This window comes from Tannerella serpentiformis (genome assembly GCF_003033925.1).
Classification (GTDB): domain Bacteria; phylum Bacteroidota; class Bacteroidia; order Bacteroidales; family Tannerellaceae; genus Tannerella; species Tannerella serpentiformis.
The window spans coordinates 1,522,650-1,539,069 of record NZ_CP028365.1 but is presented as its reverse complement, the minus strand read 5'-3'; the positions used below and the strand labels follow the sequence as shown (position 1 = coordinate 1,539,069).

Sequence of the window (16,420 nt, the reverse complement as noted above, 5' to 3'; positions counted from 1 at the left end):
GCCAATTTCTGGGTCAGGAAAGTGCTTTGTTGGCCAACAATGCCCTTTTCTGGGTCAGGAAAATGCTTTGTTGGCGAGCAATGCTGATTCCTGGGTCAGGAAAATGCTTTGCTGGTGAACAATGCCGATTTCTGACTCAGGAAGCGGGCTTGTCGAAGTTCATTTCACACAAAAAGGCGCCATCAAAAGGGCATTGTTGGCCCAGATAGCCGACCCAACGACCTCTTTCGGGCCTGTTCTGCCGTGCGAAAGGCCTCACACTCCCACACACGGGGGCCGATCTTTGTTACCGACCGCCTCTAATCCCTCTTTACCTTTGCGGCATTCATTATAAATACGAACACGATGACGACGATCCGACCGAAAAAGGCGCTGGGCCAACATTTCCTCATAGATGATTCCATCGCGGCGCGCATAGCCGACACGCTGGCCGACTACCGCGGGCGGCCTGTGCTGGAGGTGGGGCCGGGGACGGGCGTGCTGACGCGCCACTTGCTGGCTGCCGGCCACGACCTCTCGGTAGTCGAGATCGATCCCGCATCGATCAGCTTCCTCCGCACCCATTATCCGGCCCTGGAGGGGCGCATCCTGGATGAGGATTTCCTGCAAATGGACCTCCGCACACGCTACCCGTCGGACTTCATGGTGATCGGCAACTATCCCTATTACATATCGAGCCAGATCTTCTTCAAAGTGCTCGAGGAGCGCGACCGCGTGGTGTGTTGCTCGGGCATGATCCAAAAGGAGGTGGCCGAACGACTGGCTGCACGACCCGCCACCCGCACGGCAGGCATCCTCTCGGCGCTCATTCAGCCGTGGTACGAGGTGGAATACCTCTTCACCGTCCCCCCCTCGGCCTTCAATCCGCCGCCCAAGGTGCAGAGCGCCGTGGTGCGATTGACACGCAACGATCGGCAGGAGCTTGGCTGCGACGAACGGCTGTACAAGACGGTCGTCAAGACGGCCTTCAACCGCCGTCGCAAGACACTCCGTAACGCCCTCGAACCCCTGCTCGGACGCACTTTCGAGGGCCGCGACGACCGCCTCTTCAGCCTCCGCGCCGAGCAACTCACGCTGGACGACTTCATCCATCTCACCCACCTCACCGAGGCGTACCTCCAGCGCACCCACGCAGCCGCAGACGGCGCGATCTAAGCGACTAAGCCGCCCCACCCCCAGTTCAAACATTCTTCTCACCCCTCTAACAACTTATTCACATGTCAGAGATTCGCATTTTCTATCGTGAAGACAATCGCCTGAAACTATCGAAGGACATCGAGGTGCTGAAACGGGCACCCCGCGAGAACCTGCTCTGGATCGACCTCAACGACGTGCCCGAAGAGGCCGAAAGTCGCCTCGAGCAGTTCCTCAAGATCTACATCCAAGAGGAGGAAGAAATGGAAGAGATCGAGATCAGTTCGCGCTACATGGAGACCGAGAACTCGCTCGTGGCCAACTCGCGCTTCCTGCTGTCAAACTTCGAGGAGGAGACGGTCTCGTTCATCATCAAGGATAACACCCTCGTCTCCGTACGCAGCCAAGAGCTCCCCTCGTTCAACGACACCATGCGCAAGCTCTTCGCCAGCCCCCGCAGCTATCCCACGGGCTACCACGTGCTCACCACACTGCTCGAGACCCGAGTCGACTACGACGCCGACCTCATCGAGGATCTCACCCGTGAGATCACCGAACTGAGCAGCCACCTCAAATCCGAAGAGGACGTCGACAACGCCATCCTCATCGCCATCAAAGAGCTGCAAGAGCGCACGATGATCATCCGCGAAAACATCGTCGACAAGCAGCGCGTCTGCTCCAACATGATCAAGAGCATCCTCATCCCCGCCGACGCCAAGGCCAAGATGAGCATCCTCATCAAGGACATCAACTCGCTTTTCGAGCACCTGCGCTTCAGTTTCGATCGTCTGGAGTACATGCAGGACACGTTCCTGGGCCTCGTCAACATCCAGCAGAACAAGATCATTAAGATCTTCACCATCGTCTCCGTCGTCTTCATGCCACCCACGCTCGTAGCCAGCATCTACGGGATGAACTTCAAGTTCATGCCCGAGCTGGAGTGGAAGTTCGGCTATCCGTTTGCCATCGTGCTTATGATCTGCGGCGTGATCGGCATCCTCTGGTACTTCAAGCGGAAGAAATGGTTCTGACGGCCGTTCCGTTTGGCGCGTAGTCTCGCATACACTCTATACACGTCCTAACCACCTTTATCCCCCTATTCCACTCACTCATGCTCATTAAAACCTTTTCGGCAGCCGTATACGGCATTTCCGCCACCATCATTACCATCGAAGTTAGTTGTACGAAAGGCATACAGTTCTTCCTCGTCGGATTGCCCGACGTGGCTGTACGCGAAAGCCACGAACGCATCGTTTCTGCCCTGCAAGTGAATGGCTATCCCTTCCCTCGTCATCGCATTGTGATTAACATGGCTCCCGCCGACATCAAAAAAGAAGGATCGGCCTACGATCTGCCTCTCGCCATCGGCATTTTGGCTGCGTCCGGGGAGCTCAAGACTGACGGATTGCTCGATCGCTATTTGCTTATGGGAGAGCTATCACTCGACGGTAGCCTCATGCCCATTCGCGGAGCCTTACCGATTGCCTTAAAGGCCCGCGAGGAAGGATTTGAGGGCATCATCTTGCCTCAGCAGAACGCTCGCGAAGCGGCTGTGACGGAGGGACTGACCGTATACGGCGTGAATAACATTCGCGAGGTGGTGGAGTTCTTTGCCGGCGAACGCAAGCTGGAGCCAACGGTGATCGACACCTACGCGGAGTTCTTCAGCCAACAACATTTCGACCTCGACTTTGCCGATGTTCGTGGGCAAGAGAGCGTCAAGCGTGCCTTAGAGGTGGCAGCTGCGGGCGGACATAATTTAATCATGGTGGGACCGCCGGGAAGTGGGAAATCCATGCTCGCTAAGCGTCTGCCGTCGATTTTACCCCCGCCTACGCTTCAGGAAGCACTTGAGACGACCAAGATACACTCCGTGGCCGGTAAGACAGGAGCTGGGACGGGGCTTTTGGCCCAGCGCCCTTTTCGTGCACCCCATCACACCATCTCGGACGTGGCGATGGTGGGCGGAGGGTCATTTCCGCAACCCGGTGAGATCAGTTTGGCGCATAATGGGGTACTCTTTCTCGACGAATTGCCCGAATTTAATCGCAACGTGCTCGAGGTGCTCCGCCAACCTCTCGAAGACCGCAACATACACATCTCACGAGCCCGCTTATCTGTCGATTATCCGGCCAGCTTCATGCTCGTAGCCTCGATGAATCCTTGTCCCTGCGGTTATTACAATCACCCAACGCGTCCTTGTGTCTGCACTTCCGGAGCGGTGCGTAAATACATGAATCGAATATCCGGTCCGCTGCTCGATCGCATTGACATACAGGTGGAAATTGTTCCCGTGCCTTTCGAAAAGATCTCCGAGCAACGTCCATCGGAACCTTCTTCAGATGTTCGTGTGCGGGTCGTTCGGGCGCGCGAAATTCAGCAGCAGCGCTATGTCGATGAGGACGGCATCTATTGCAACGCGCAAATGAGCTCCCGCATGCTGCACCGTTATGCCGTGCCCGACGCGGAGAGCCTTGCCCGACTCAAGCGGGCCATGGAACGGCTGAATCTTTCAGCTCGCGCCTATGATCGGATCCTGAAAGTGGCCCGAACGATAGCCGACCTCGACGCGTCGTCCGACATTCGTCCCGAGCATATCTCCGAGGCTATCGGATACCGTACGCTCGATCGCGGCACATGGGGCGAAAGTGTCGGGTAAGGCGAAAATTCATATCCCATCGTGTTCAAAACGGGCGGAACCCCTCGGTTCACGCCCGTTCTTATTTTCGGACATTCCGGAGGTCCTTTTTACGATTCCGATAGAAGTTGCCGCGTGGCCTGAGGTGCTTTTTTCGACCGCAATGGGAATTGCGGAGTGAGCCGAAGTGGCATGCCCCGATTTGAATACACCTCATTCATCTCTTCGCCTCCTTGCGACGTGAGCTTAAATCTAACACAAGATTAACCTTGTCCCCTCAGAGGGGCGTATATCTTTGCCCGCGTTAAATCAACATTTATATAGAATGAAAATGCAATTCAAACACATGCTGCTGGGACTGGCCGTGCTTTGCTTTACGGCTACAAAGGCGCAGCAAATGCCCACTGTTCCGGTGGACAAACAGGTGCGCATCGGACACCTCGAAAACGGATTGACTTACTACATCCGTGCTAACAAATTGCCCGAAAACAGGGCGAACTTCTACATCGTGCAACGCGTGGGGTCGATTCTTGAAGAGGAGAACCAGCGCGGATTGGCCCACTTCCTCGAACACATGGCTTTCCACGGTTCCAAACACTTTCCAGAGGATCAAACGGGCAGCGGAATCATCTCCTATCTCGAAACAATCGGTGTGAAATTTGGGAGAAACCTTAACGCCTATACGGGAATGGACGAAACGGTGTATAACATTGATGACGTGCCTACGGACCGCCGTGGCGCTGTCGATTCGTGTCTGCTGATCCTTCACGACTGGTCAAATTCACTCTTTCTGCGTGACAAGGATATCGACAAGGAGCGAAAAGTAATCCACGAGGAGTGGCGGACACGTCGCAGTGCCTCGTCGCGTTTGATCGACTCTATCGCGCCAGTCATCTTTGCCGGAAGTAAATACGCCGAGCGCATGCCGATTGGCTTGATGAGCGTCGTGGATCATTTTAAGCCGAAGGAGTTGCGCGACTACTATCATAAATGGTATCGTCCGGACCTCCAGGCCATTATCATCGTCGGAGATTTCGATGCCGAGCAGGTCGAGAAAGACGTGAAGCGCATTTTTGGCAGTATTCCCAAACCGGTGAACCCCGCCGAGCGTGTGTACGAAAAAATACCTGATAACGAAGCGCCTGCCGTAGCCGTGGTGACGGATAAGGAGCAGCCCACGGGTTATTTTATGGTCTCTTATAAGCGTGACGCCCTTCCCAAAGAGCAAAAAACGGTGATCGATTATCTCGTTTACGATTTCGCTACGGATATGATCGACAGGATGTTGACGGATCGATTTCAAGAGATGATGCAGAACCAAAATCCGCCTTTTGCATATGCTCGAGCGAGCAATGGATCCTTTTTTGGCGTGGCTACGACGGATGCCATGCAGTTGGCGGGCGTCATTAAACCGGGGCAGGCCGACACGACCCTCTTGACCCTTCTTCGCGAAGCCAAACGAGTGCACGATTTTGGTTTTACCCCCAGCGAATATGAGCGCGCGAAGGCCGATTGGCTCAGCGACATCGAAAAGCTCTACAACGAGCGAGACAAGCAAAAGAACAACTATTACGTGCAGCAATATGTGGAGCACTTCCTGCTCGGGGAGCCCATTCCGTCGCTCGAGGAATACTATCAAATCATGTCGCAGGTCGTCCCCTCGGTTCCTTTGGAGGCCATCAATCAATTGGCTGCGGAATTTATTTCGGACAACAATCGCGCCGTCGTCTTGATGGGCAATGAAGAGCAACGCCCCACTTACCCAACGCCGGATAGGATCCGAAAAATTATCGCACAGGTTGACGGTGAGCACTTAACGGCTTACGCCGATAAATCGATCAATGAGCCCCTTATCGCAACCCTTCCCAACAAAGGAAAGATCACTAAAGAGGAAAAATTGACAGATCGCGGCGTCACCGTTTGGACTTTATCCAATGGCGCAAGGGTGGCTGTGAAAAAAACGGACTTCAAAAAAGACGAGATCCTCCTCGCAGGATTTGCTTACGGAGGTAAGTCGCTCATGGATCCCCGTTACGCGGCGGAGCAGAAGTTGATGGATGACGCATCGTCCGTGGGCGGACTCGGAAAGTTTAGTGCGACAGACCTGAAGAAGGTTTTGGCCGGAAAGAATGCCGACGTGAGTGCCTCGATCAGCGAATACAATCAATCCGTGGGCGGCAGGAGTAGCGTGAAGGATCTGGAAACGCTCATGCAGCTGCTCTACCTGCAATTTACGGCCGTACGAAAAGACGAAACGGCTTACGCGGCCCTCGCAACCCGTCTCAAGGGCATTTTACCCATGTTGGCCAACAATCCAGATTATGCTTTCAATGATTCCGTGATGATGGCCATCTATAAAGACAATCCGCTCATGCGCATTCCGACCGTAAAGGAGATTGATGCGGTCAATTACGATAAATTGCTCGATCTTTTCCGTGCTCGACTTGCTAATGCAGCAGATTACACATTTACCTTCGTAGGTAATGTCGACGAAGCCACTCTTCGCCCACTTGTGGAGCAATACGTAGCCTCGCTGCCCTCGAATGGCAAACCTTCGAAGGCCTTTAATAAGGATTATTTGCCGGTTCGTAAAGGTCAGTTCGAAAATCATTTCTCCCGTCAGCTCGAAACGGAGAAGGCAACAACCTCCATCTATTACTCTGGCGATATGGCCTATACGGCGGACAACTTGATCCTTCTTTCTGCCCTCGAACAGCTGTTCAACATGGAGTTTGTCGATAAAATTCGCGAGAAGTTAGGCGGCACGTATGGCGTAAGTGTCAGCAGCAATGCGCAGAAGCTGCCCACGGAAGGCTTTAGCCTCCAATTCCAATACGATTGCGCCCCCGATCGTCGCGTGGAGTTGACCAACGCCATGAATCAGGTGTCCGAGCGTATGCGCAAGACCGGTCCGGACGCCGTGATGCTGTCCAAAGTCAAAGAATATATGCTCAAACAGCACGCCGACAACCTCAAGGAAAACGGCTACACCCTTCGCGCCACATGGCGTTACCTCGTCTTTGGCATTGATCTCAATGCCGACTACGAGAAGAAGGTCAACGCCCTGACCATCGAATCTGTCCGCGATTTTGCCAACCAACTGCTCTCTCAAGGCAACCGCATCGAAGTTTCGATGAGCAGCAAATAGTTCACAACTGCGTTTTGAACCCTAAGTAGGACTCAAAACGTTTGCTTAACGGCCGGATGCCTCAAAAGAAGGTGCCCGGCCGTTTCTTTATCTCCCATCTTCCGCAAAAGATAGACATCAAAAACACTTTCACCTCATTTTGAGCCTCAAAAAGTACCTCAAAAACATTTGGACTCCATTTTTAGCCTCAAAAAATACCTCAAAAACATTTTGATTCGATTTTGAGCCTCAAAAAGCACCTCAAAAGCATTTGAACTCGATTTTGAGCCTCAAAAAGCACTTCAAAAGCATTTGGACTCCATTTTGAGCCTCAAAAAGAACCGCAAAAGTATTTTGACTCGATTTTGAGTCTCAAAAAGCACCACAAAAGTATTTTGACTCCATTTTGAGCCTCAAAAAGCACCGCAAAAGTATTTTGACTCGATTTTGAGCCTCAAAAAGCACCTCAAAAGCATTTTGAGACCTTCTTTTTTCATCCGGTAGGGTAGGGGCGTATTGCATACGCCCCACAAACGATCTCGGGATAGATCGAAAATTGTTTGATATAAATAATTCGGGTCTTTATGGGGTTAGAACAAAACGGCACATCGGCCTATCGCTTCGTATAGGGCTATTTGTTTGTCCCCTGTGGGGACATTTGTGGGGCGTATGCAATACGCCCCTACCCGGGTACATTTATATATAGGTATATGACCTGCGGTGTATCTTGATGCCTTCTTTTGATCATCAATCGCAGATCATGACCTATTGATGGTCAAGGATTCATATTCAGTTGCCCTGCACCTTATACACGAGCTCCATCCAGACCCAATAACGGAGGGCTTTGCCGATGAGCATCCAAAAAATGACGGGGCCAATGCGTGCACGAAGGAAGCCAAGTGCTACGGCAATAAAATCGCCTACCCCGGGAGTGAAGACAAAAAAGGCTGTCCACGATCCACGGCCTTCAATCCAATGCTGAACTCGTTGGAGACGTGTAATGTCGAGTCGGAGGTATTTTTTGATCCATTCTATTTTGCCGAGACGACCCAAAGCGTAGCAGGTCATGCCTCCGAGCGTGTTTCCGAGTGTTGCCGCCACCATGCAAGGCCAATAGGAGCCGCCGGCAAGCAAGACGCCCGTTAGGACTACCTCCGAACTAAACGGCAAGACCGTTGCCGCAAGGAAGGAAGCGATGAAAACGCCGATATATCCATAACTGATTAGGATGTCCATAGCCGTGTGAGGAGCAGATAGACCAGAAAGGTGAGGATAAGTATGTAAAAGAGATACGTCAGCAGGTTGCGCTTGTCTGAGAAGAAATAGGCAACCAAAATAGAAGCTGGGACATAGAGTACACACAAAATATCGGGCGCGTCGTTAGCATAGACGCATAGTAAAGTGAAGGCCCAGCCGACGAAGACGGATAAGAAGGATAGGTTTTGGCGTGTGCGAACTGAATTTTCCGTGTTGTGCAGCGAGAGGTATATGCTGGTGACGATGACGAGGCAAACGACACACAGCGAACTGATCCAATTGGGCTCAAAGACAGCATGGAGAAAGGGGACATCGGGCGTTGCGAGGGCGTTATAGAAGGCTTGAGGCAGGCGGTAGTCGTTTTGCCAAAGGCACCAGGCGAAGACAAACCCGAACACCGTCAGGAGGCCCAAGACGGACGTCAGCAGTCCGCGAGCTGACAAGGATCCGAAACGATACATGCCATACCAAAAGAGCGGTATGAACCACACCATGTGGGGCCAGACGAGGGCTCCCAGCGATAGGCAAACGGAGATATTAAAGGTCCTCCCGATATCGTCGGGCCGTTGCCAAGATCTCAAAAGCTGACTCAAGGCTAACGTTAAGCCGATCAAACTGAGGGAGACGGGCCTCAAGGGAAACGTGTCGAGGTTGGTGCTGACAAAGAGGAAGAAAAAGAGGGCTGGAAGGGCTCGCCGACCGCGCACGATGATGTATTTGTAGTTAATGCGCTGCACGATTCCAGCCACCAAGGCATAGAGCGAGGCCCCGATGACGTAAGTCGTCAGGCGATCGGGCAATAGGCCGATGAGGGACTGCCAGGTGGGCAAATTTTCGGGCCTCGTGGCCACCGGATATCCTGCCGAATAGGTATAACCCATCATCCAGCACAACAGACATACTGCCGCTGAAAGCAAAAGGTTAGGGATGCTCGTGACATCCATTTTAATCGCGCGCCGCAGCCTACTCTGTGGTTTTCGTCGCCTTCCTGCCGTTTCCATTGGGGGTATAAAGCTATGGGTGAATCAAAAAAAGAGGGGGAGTAGCTGCTCCCCCCGGACTTGTATTTTAGAGATCGAAGCCGATGTCTCGGCGGTAGTATTTTTTCTCGAACGTGATGGCTTCGGCGCCACGATAAGACCGTCGGAGGGCCTCCTCGACCGTGTCAGCCAGGGCTGAGACGGCTATGACTCGCCCGCCTGAGGTGACAATCGCACCATCGGAGCCGACCGAAGTGCCGGCGTGAAAGACGATGGCACCATCCAGCCGCGGGTCGTCTAATCCGGAGATCGTTTTGCCCTTTTCGTAGGCCTCGGGGTATCCGCCGCTGGTCAGCATGACGGTCGTGGCTGCCCGCGGGTCGATCTTGGGCGTATAGTCCTGCAATCGACGGTGGGCCGTAGCCTCAAATAATTCCAAGAGATCGTTCATCAGACGCGGCATCACGACCTCCGTTTCCGGATCGCCCATCCGACAGTTGTATTCTATCACCATCGGTTCGCCCTGGACGTTGATGAGTCCAAAGAAGATGAATCCGCGATAGTCAATGCCCTCAGCGGAAAGTCCCTTCAGCGTGGGACGGATGATTTTTTCGTCCACCTTACGCATGAACTCCTCATTGGCAAACGAGACGGGAGACACGGCACCCATGCCCCCCGTGTTGAGCCCCGTATTGCCCTCGCCGACTCGTTTGTAGTCCTTCGCCTCGGGTAAGATGAAGTATCCGTCGCCATCGGTCAGCACAAAAACGGAGCACTCGATACCATCGAGGTATTCCTCAATCACAACCGTGCGACTGGCGGCCCCAAACTGTCCGTGGAGCATACGTCGGAGTCCTTCGCGGGCATCATGGAGCGACTCGACAATCAATACGCCTTTTCCCGCGGCCAATCCGTCGGCCTTGAGCACGTAGGGCGGGCGAAGGGTGGCCAGATAGAGCTCTGCGACGTCCAATTCGTCGGCCGTGAAGCTGCGGTAGTGTGCCGTGGGGATGTTGTGCCGACGCATGAAGGCCTTGGCGAAATCCTTGCTGCCCTCGAGCTGTGCGCCGGCGCACTTCGGGCCTATCACGGGCACGCGCCGCGGCGCACGATCGCTGTCAAAGTAGTCCGCGATGCCCGCCACGAGCGGATCTTCGGGCCCGACGACGATCAGGTCTATCCGCTCCGCCTCCACGAAGCGCCCGAGCGCCTCGAAATCTCCTGTAGGCAGGTTGACATTCGTACCCAGATGGGCCGTACCGGCGTTTCCGGGCGCAATAAAGAGCTTACCGAGGCGCGGACTTTGCGCCATTTTCCAGGCCAACGCATGCTCGCGCCCGCCAGATCCGATCAGCAACAGATGTAATCCTTTCTTGTCCGTCATTGTGGTGTGATGTAGGGGTTGTGGGTGTATCTATATATGTATGGCCTCTCTGAGGCTGAAAAATGGGCGACAAAGATAGGCGGGGGTGGAAACGAAAAAACGAAAGGCAGAAAACGAAAGTCGGAAGTCTCGCCTCGATCGGCGTTTCCAGTCCTCAGCTTGCGGCACCTGACGCATTCAAAACGCAATGTCGAGGAAGGCGTTCGTGAAGGTCAACATCTTGCGCATAGGGACTACGGGCGAGGTGTCGTAGATGAATCGGTACGTGCCGCGCAGTCCAACGACTTTCGAGAGGTGAAACTTCAGATCCAAGGCACCTCCGAAGCGTGCGCGGCTGAAGTAATAACGTGGATTGGCCTGATGGATGGCTGTGGCAGTGATCTCCCATTTGTCGCTGAGACGATGGCGATAACTGGTCGAGAGATGGAGGCGGATGTTGCGGTTGTAGCCGTACGGAGGGCTAAGGGTGTCGCCGGAGAGGTTTTTCCAGTCCTCGGCTTCATAAAAAAGCGCGGTAGTGAGGAACATCAGGCTGTGCTCAGTATTAATCGGCCGATAGCGCGCCTGTACACCGGTCGATACTTTGCGAATCAGACCGCGCGTGCCTGCCCACTGGGCCTCGACGTAGGGATAGACCTCAAAAGAGGGCTGCAACAGGTAGCGGTACTCGGCATGCAGATCGCCCTCGTCTACAGTGATCTTGCTGCCATAGGTGGTGAATTCAAAGCGCCCCATGAGGTTGATCACATGGCGACGCCCGAGCAGAATGTTGAGGTTTGAGAAGGTCTTGACCTCAAAAAGTTCCTCGTGTTCGGTCTTGAAGTTGACCATGGCGGAGAATGTGCCTTGGATGGGCTTGCTGCTGTCGATCTTCATCGTCATGTTTTCCGAGAAGAGCATCTGGGCTTGCAGGGAGAGGGCGACGGAGAGGAGGAAGAGGGTGAAGAGAAAGGCGCGGCGTCGCAGCAGGTTGCGGGTCGTTGTCGATTTCATAAGGAAGGGGTGTTACGCGTGATGAAACTGCCGCAAAGGTCTCACATAAACCGAAATCAATGATCGAGGCACCCGCCGCGTATCGCACGGACCGAAACGCGCTGTTTTTCACTCCCTGCGTTGCGCAGGGCTCCGAAAGAGACCCTTTTTTGCTCCCTGCGTTGCGCGTGGGGCCGAAAATCATGGCTTTTCACTTTCGAGCGCTGCGAATAGCCCCCTGAACCGGCCGCCGATTCGTCGCTGCGCTTTCGCCTCTGGTCGCACTGTCTATATTTGCGCACCAATCATAAAAAGTACAGATAGATAACATGAGAAGATGGATTACTATGGCTGGCGTGGGCGTCATGATGACGGCCCTCACAGCAACGTATGCACAGGATGCAAAGAAGGACGAGGCCAAGACCGAAGGCCTACAGTTTACCACCGTCAAGGAGCTGAAGATTACACCGATTAAGAACCAGAACCGCACGGGCACGTGCTGGTCGTTCTCCGGCGTAGGCTTTATCGAGTCTGAGCTGCTCCGCACGGGCAAGGGCGAGGTGGACCTCTCGGAGATGTTCATCGTCAACCACTCTTACAAGGACAAGGCAGACAAGTATGTGCGCCTGCATGGCATGCTGAACTTCGCCCAGGGCGGATCGTTCTACGATGTGCTCTACGCCTTCAAGCACTACGGCGCTATGCCGAACGAACTCTACACCGGCCTCGAGTATGGCGAGGACAGCCACGTGCACAACGAGCTGGCGGAGATCGCCACCGCCTACGTCAAAGCCGTCGTGGGTAACAAGAATGGCAAGCTCTCGCCCGTCTGGAGGCAGGGCTTCGACGCCCTGATCGACGCCTATCTGGGCAAGATCCCCGAGAAGTTCACCTACAAAGGCAAGCAGTACACCCCCAAGAGCTACGGCGAATCGCTGGGCCTGAACTTCGACGACTACGTCTCACTGACCTCCTTCACGCACCACCCCTTCTACACCCAGTTCCCACTCGAGATCGAGGATAACTGGCGCTGGTCAGAGAGCTACAATGTGCCTATCAACGAACTGATGGAGGTGATCGACAACGCCATCAACTCCGGCTATACGCTCGCTTGGGGCACCGACGTGAGCGAAAAGGGCTTCACCCGCGATGGGATCGGCATCGCAGCCGACGTGAAGGCGCTCGAGACCTCCGGTTCTGATCAGGCGCGTTGGGTAGGCCTCTCTCGCTCGGCCAAGGACGAGGAGCTGCGCAAGATGATCGAGGCCCCGGGTTGCAAGGAGATCAAGGTCACGCAGGAGCTGCGCCAGCAGGCCTACGACAACTTCCAAACCACGGACGACCACGGCATGCTCATCTATGGCATCGCCAAGGATCAGACGGGTCGTAAGTATTACATGGTGAAGAACTCCTGGGGCACGGACACGAAGTATAAAGGCATCTGGTACGTTACGGAGGCATTCGTAGCCTACAAGACGATCAACATCGCCGTACACAAGGACGCGCTGCCCAAGGCGTTGCGCACGAAACTGGGAATCAAATAAAGCCCTCACTCGCATATGCAGACGTTAGTTGATAAAGTGGAACGCGCCGAAGAGCGTCGTCGCAAGCTGCGCCGAATGCTCCGTGTCGCTGTGCCGATCGTGCTGATCGCCTTACTGATCGTGGGCGGATTCTATTACTACTTCCCGTTTGCCACGGGCATGAAGTCGGGCCGACTGAATTACGTTGTCTATAAAGGCATCGTGTTCAAGACCTACGAGGGAAGACTGATTCAGGCCGGCATTCGTCCGGCGGATACGGGCGGCTTCCAGTCGAACGAGTTCGTTTTCTCCGTCTCTGACAAAGAGGTGGCCGAACAGCTGATGAACGCCGGAGGCCAGACCGTCGAGCTGCACTACACGGAGTATCTCGGTGCCCTGCCCTGGCGCGGCTATTCGCGCTACGTGGTAGATCGCATCGTGAACATCACGGACAATGGTGGCGATGGTGTGGCGGCTCCGACAGAGGGGACGCCCGACATCATGTAGTTAGCCAACTTGGCTGGCGCCCCTGGCGCCTTGATCTTCTTTTGCTTCTTTTCTTTCATCAAGGGAAGAAAAGAAGGTTGGGGTAAGCCCTCAACAGACAAGCATACAAAAAGTAGAAGGGGTCTCCTCACCAAGAGGAGGCCCCTTCTTGTATTCGGTCGTTCCATTCTTTTCACGACCAACAGCGCGTTAGGACGACCGTTTTTACTCGTTCATTTCTCCATGTCCTCACCGCCCGTGTAAGTGCGACGGACAGCACCCTTGTAGTCGATCGAGGGGTGCTGCTCGAGGTACTTCATGATCTCGTCGGCCGACTTGACGTGCAGGTTTGTGCCGTCCTTATCGCCGCGCTTATAGTCGGCCACGGAGGCCACATAGCTGTTGACGGCCACCTTGTAGGTGCGATTCTCGTCGAACTTGCCGCCCTTCTCATTCCTCACCTTGATGGCCTTCACCTCGCGATTCGTGCGGCCCAGGTCGATCTGATACGTGATGCCGGAGACGTAGGCGGGGCCGTAGTCGTCAGCGCGGCAGATAGCCTTCAGCAGCTCCTTGACCTCGGCGCCGGTGAGGTTGAAGATCATCATCTCGTTGCCGAAGGGATCGAGTCGGAGCACATCGCCCACCGTCATGCCTCCCTTGGGGAGCGTCTCGTAGCGCACACCGCCGCAGTTCTGTATGGCAATGTCGGCACCCGTGGTGGCACGTTGCGCGTCGGCCATCATGCAGCCCAGCTCCTGCTTCGAGGAGAATCCGTTAGGCACCTGCGTCAGCACACGGTTGAGGAAGGGGTTGTCGCTGAACTTATCGACCATCGCCTGAATGGCCGTATCGATGCGGGGGCAGTCAGCGATGCGGATCAGGTGCGCCTGCTTGTCGATGACCTTACCGTCTTGCAGCTTCAGCTTGATCTCGGTGACGTTCGTCAGCTTCTTGCCCGCCTGCGTGATCAGCACGCCGCTGTGCAGATGGTTGCCCTCGAGCGGCGTGTGCGAGTGTCCACCGACGATGAGGTCAGCCTCGGGGAAGACCTTGGCCAACTCTATGTCCGCCTCATAGCCGTTGTGAGTAAGCAGGATCAGTACGTCGCAGCGGTCACGCAGCCATTTGTATTCCGGCGCCACGTCGTTGGGATAGCGGAAGGTGATGCCCCGCATGGCGTCCGGGTGAGCGTCTGGAATGCCGTTGCGATTGACCTGTATGAACCCGAGGATACAGAAGCGGATGCCATCGCGCTCGAAGAACTTGTATGGCTCGATGTGCAGCCGGAGCGTATCGTTGGGATACATGTTGGCGCATACGTAGCGAAAGTTGGAGAGGTTGATCAGCTCGCGAAAGCCGTCGAGCTTGGAGTCGAACTCATGATTCCCGACGGCCGAGAGGTCGAAGCCGATGCGGTTCATCAGCGCCACCATGGGATAGCCCGTGATGGGATACATGTCGTTGATCGGGTTGCCCGTGCGATTGTCGCCGCCTGAGAGCAGCAGCAGGTCGGGGTGCAACTCGCGCACACTGTCCACGATGGCCGCAAAGCGGGAGAAGTTCTCCACCGCCGCGTGCATATCGTTCGTGGCCAGAATCGTAAACTCTTTCGTCTGGGCCGATGCTGACAGCGTCAGCACAGCCAATAGGGAGATGCAATAGCGTTTCATATGAATGGTTTATAGGGTTTATGCAGGTTGTTTCTCTTCGTTCTTCTTTCCACGGCGCTTCAGGAACACGATGCCCGCAATGGCCAGCACAAGCAGCGAGATGCCAATGATCGGCCGGAAGACAAGCCATGCGATGGCGATGATGATAAATGACCACGCCAGCCCTAATATCCAGCTGACCAGCCCCACACCGGCATCGACTATGCTACCCAAGAACGGCAGCACCTTAAACAGCATCGGCAGCAATCCGAACATGCCCTTCAGGCCGATCACGATGAGCAGTACACCCACCAGACGCAGCACCCAGGTCAACATGTTGTTCTCTGACCGAGCCTGCTCGATCATCTCGTCCGCGCTCACCGTACCCATCTGCAACCGCGAGAAGCTCTGCCCGTTCTTGGCCCTGTAAGCCTTGAACGTCGAGCCGTCCACCTGGGCGATCAGCGAGATGTCCGCCGGTGGCACCTTGGTGAAGGTCACGCGTACGTCACCGACCTGCGGACTGTTGGGCGAGAGTCCCAAGTAGACCGTGTTCGCGCTCGTGTGCACTAACGACGTCTCAGTATTCACCTTCGGCCTGAGCATATGTAGCCGCTCATTCCACGTAAAGCGTTGCTCCTCCGTCATGCGCACCTCGACGGGCTCGCTACCACTGATCGATGCGACGAACGACTCGGGCAGCGTGTAGGCCCCGAACGTCACGTGCTGCGCCATCTCGTTGCGCTCCTCCACCTCGCTCAACACCCGGTTGGCGTTCCGATATCGCGACTCCTTGAAGTTACTCGAGTTGACCGGCTTCTTGACCCACTCCTGCTCGTAGGTGTACGTCGTGATCGTCTCCTCACCGCCGCCGACCTTATCGCGCTTTTTCCTCTGTGAGTGCTCCACCCACTGGTAATACTCCACCTTGCGGTCAAGCTTTATAGCCTGCTCGCGCACGCCGAAAAGGTCGTCCGTGAGCGTGTCCTTCGTGTCGGCAAAGGCTGACGCATGGATCAGCTTGCCGTTGAGCGAGGCGTCGACCCTCGAGACGTCCGCCACAGACTCCACGTGCGATGCCGCATCGCCGATGGCCTTGGCCGTTCTCACCGTCCGTCCCTCGTTCCACCACAGTAGGCATGTGCCGATGATGAACATCATCAGCCCGCCGATCATTCCCTTCGCTGAGCCGGCCAGGCGTTGGCCGTAGCTCGTGCTTGTTGTCTCAGTATAAGCCATGATTCGTATAGATTAAAAATGTATGGTC

12 protein-coding genes are annotated in these 16,420 nt (G+C 55.0%); 6 read left to right on the top strand and 6 right to left on the bottom strand.

Annotation, left to right across the window (positions count from 1 at the left end; genetic code table 11):
- Nucleotides 1-345: 345 nt before the first annotated feature.
- The 4 genes from rsmA (at nucleotide 346) to C7123_RS06290 (ending at nucleotide 6,920) form a co-directional block, all read left to right on the top strand.
- Complete coding sequence (rsmA, locus tag C7123_RS06305) at nucleotides 346-1,155, top strand: 16S rRNA (adenine(1518)-N(6)/adenine(1519)-N(6))-dimethyltransferase RsmA (RefSeq protein WP_069176176.1); 810 nt, start codon at nucleotides 346-348, stop codon at nucleotides 1,153-1,155.
- Nucleotides 1,156-1,217: 62 nt separating this feature from the next.
- Nucleotides 1,218-2,165 (top strand): magnesium/cobalt transporter CorA, encoded by a 948-nt coding sequence (gene corA, locus C7123_RS06300; protein WP_069176175.1) that lies wholly within the window; start codon nucleotides 1,218-1,220, stop codon nucleotides 2,163-2,165.
- Between the two features lie 80 nt (nucleotides 2,166-2,245).
- Nucleotides 2,246-3,793 (top strand): YifB family Mg chelatase-like AAA ATPase, encoded by a 1,548-nt coding sequence (locus C7123_RS06295; protein ID WP_069176174.1) that lies wholly within the window; start codon nucleotides 2,246-2,248, stop codon nucleotides 3,791-3,793.
- A 304-nt stretch (nucleotides 3,794-4,097) separates the two neighbouring features.
- Nucleotides 4,098-6,920, top strand: coding sequence for a M16 family metallopeptidase (locus tag C7123_RS06290; RefSeq protein WP_069176173.1), 2,823 nt, complete (start codon nucleotides 4,098-4,100; stop codon nucleotides 6,918-6,920).
- Nucleotides 6,921-7,688: 768 nt separating this feature from the next.
- On the opposite strand, the gene C7123_RS06285 is transcribed toward C7123_RS06290, so the two are convergent.
- From C7123_RS06285 to C7123_RS06270, 4 genes are all read right to left on the bottom strand, one after another.
- A complete protein-coding gene (locus C7123_RS06285) occupies nucleotides 7,689-8,135 on the bottom strand; it encodes a YqaA family protein (protein WP_037984325.1) in 447 nt (148 codons plus the stop codon).
- Complete coding sequence (locus C7123_RS06280; protein WP_159049854.1) at nucleotides 8,123-9,007, bottom strand: DUF6427 family protein; 885 nt, start codon at nucleotides 9,005-9,007, stop codon at nucleotides 8,123-8,125. Before C7123_RS06280 ends, C7123_RS06285 begins: the two co-directional genes overlap by 13 nt.
- A 217-nt stretch (nucleotides 9,008-9,224) precedes the next feature.
- On the bottom strand, nucleotides 9,225-10,520 hold the full coding sequence (gene purD / locus C7123_RS06275; RefSeq protein ID WP_069176172.1) for a phosphoribosylamine--glycine ligase: 1,296 nt from the start codon (nucleotides 10,518-10,520) through the stop codon (nucleotides 9,225-9,227).
- A gap of 177 nt (nucleotides 10,521-10,697) precedes the next feature.
- Entirely contained in the window at nucleotides 10,698-11,513 is an 816-nt protein-coding gene (locus tag C7123_RS06270; RefSeq protein WP_083206992.1) for a DUF481 domain-containing protein, read from the bottom strand.
- A 308-nt stretch (nucleotides 11,514-11,821) separates the two neighbouring features.
- On the opposite strand from C7123_RS06270, the gene C7123_RS06265 reads away from it, so the two are divergent.
- Nucleotides 11,822-13,036 (top strand): C1 family peptidase, encoded by a 1,215-nt coding sequence (locus C7123_RS06265; protein ID WP_394365887.1) that lies wholly within the window; start codon nucleotides 11,822-11,824, stop codon nucleotides 13,034-13,036.
- Between the two features lie 15 nt (nucleotides 13,037-13,051).
- The gene (locus tag C7123_RS06260) at nucleotides 13,052-13,522 is read left to right on the top strand and encodes a hypothetical protein (protein WP_069176171.1); all 471 of its coding nucleotides are present in this window, start codon (nucleotides 13,052-13,054) and stop codon (nucleotides 13,520-13,522) included.
- Nucleotides 13,523-13,734: 212 nt separating this feature from the next.
- Here C7123_RS06260 and C7123_RS06255 read toward each other — a convergent pair whose 3' ends face one another.
- Both C7123_RS06255 and C7123_RS06250 read right to left on the bottom strand, forming a co-directional pair.
- On the bottom strand, nucleotides 13,735-15,174 hold the full coding sequence (locus C7123_RS06255; RefSeq protein WP_069176170.1) for a bifunctional metallophosphatase/5'-nucleotidase: 1,440 nt from the start codon (nucleotides 15,172-15,174) through the stop codon (nucleotides 13,735-13,737).
- An 18-nt stretch (nucleotides 15,175-15,192) separates the two neighbouring features.
- Nucleotides 15,193-16,392 (bottom strand): TMEM43 family protein, encoded by a 1,200-nt coding sequence (locus C7123_RS06250; protein ID WP_069176169.1) that lies wholly within the window; start codon nucleotides 16,390-16,392, stop codon nucleotides 15,193-15,195.
- Between the last annotated feature and the right edge of the window lie 28 nt (nucleotides 16,393-16,420).

Excerpts from the sequence above, each read along its gene's own strand:
- rsmA (WP_069176176.1), top strand. The coding sequence starts at position 346 with ATGACGACGATCCGACCGAAAAAGGCGCTGGGCCAACATTTCCTCATA.
- corA (WP_069176175.1), top strand. The coding sequence starts at position 1,218 with ATGTCAGAGATTCGCATTTTCTATCGTGAAGACAATCGCCTGAAACTA.
- C7123_RS06295 (WP_069176174.1), top strand. The coding sequence starts at position 2,246 with ATGCTCATTAAAACCTTTTCGGCAGCCGTATACGGCATTTCCGCCACC.
- C7123_RS06290 (WP_069176173.1), top strand. The coding sequence starts at position 4,098 with ATGAAAATGCAATTCAAACACATGCTGCTGGGACTGGCCGTGCTTTGC.
- C7123_RS06285 (WP_037984325.1), bottom strand. The coding sequence starts at position 8,135 with ATGGACATCCTAATCAGTTATGGATATATCGGCGTTTTCATCGCTTCC.
- purD (WP_069176172.1), bottom strand. The coding sequence starts at position 10,520 with ATGACGGACAAGAAAGGATTACATCTGTTGCTGATCGGATCTGGCGGG.
- C7123_RS06270 (WP_083206992.1), bottom strand. The coding sequence starts at position 11,513 with ATGAAATCGACAACGACCCGCAACCTGCTGCGACGCCGCGCCTTTCTC.
- C7123_RS06265 (WP_394365887.1), top strand. The coding sequence starts at position 11,822 with ATGAGAAGATGGATTACTATGGCTGGCGTGGGCGTCATGATGACGGCC.
- C7123_RS06260 (WP_069176171.1), top strand. The coding sequence starts at position 13,052 with ATGCAGACGTTAGTTGATAAAGTGGAACGCGCCGAAGAGCGTCGTCGC.
- C7123_RS06255 (WP_069176170.1), bottom strand. The coding sequence starts at position 15,174 with ATGAAACGCTATTGCATCTCCCTATTGGCTGTGCTGACGCTGTCAGCA.
- C7123_RS06250 (WP_069176169.1), bottom strand. The coding sequence starts at position 16,392 with ATGGCTTATACTGAGACAACAAGCACGAGCTACGGCCAACGCCTGGCC.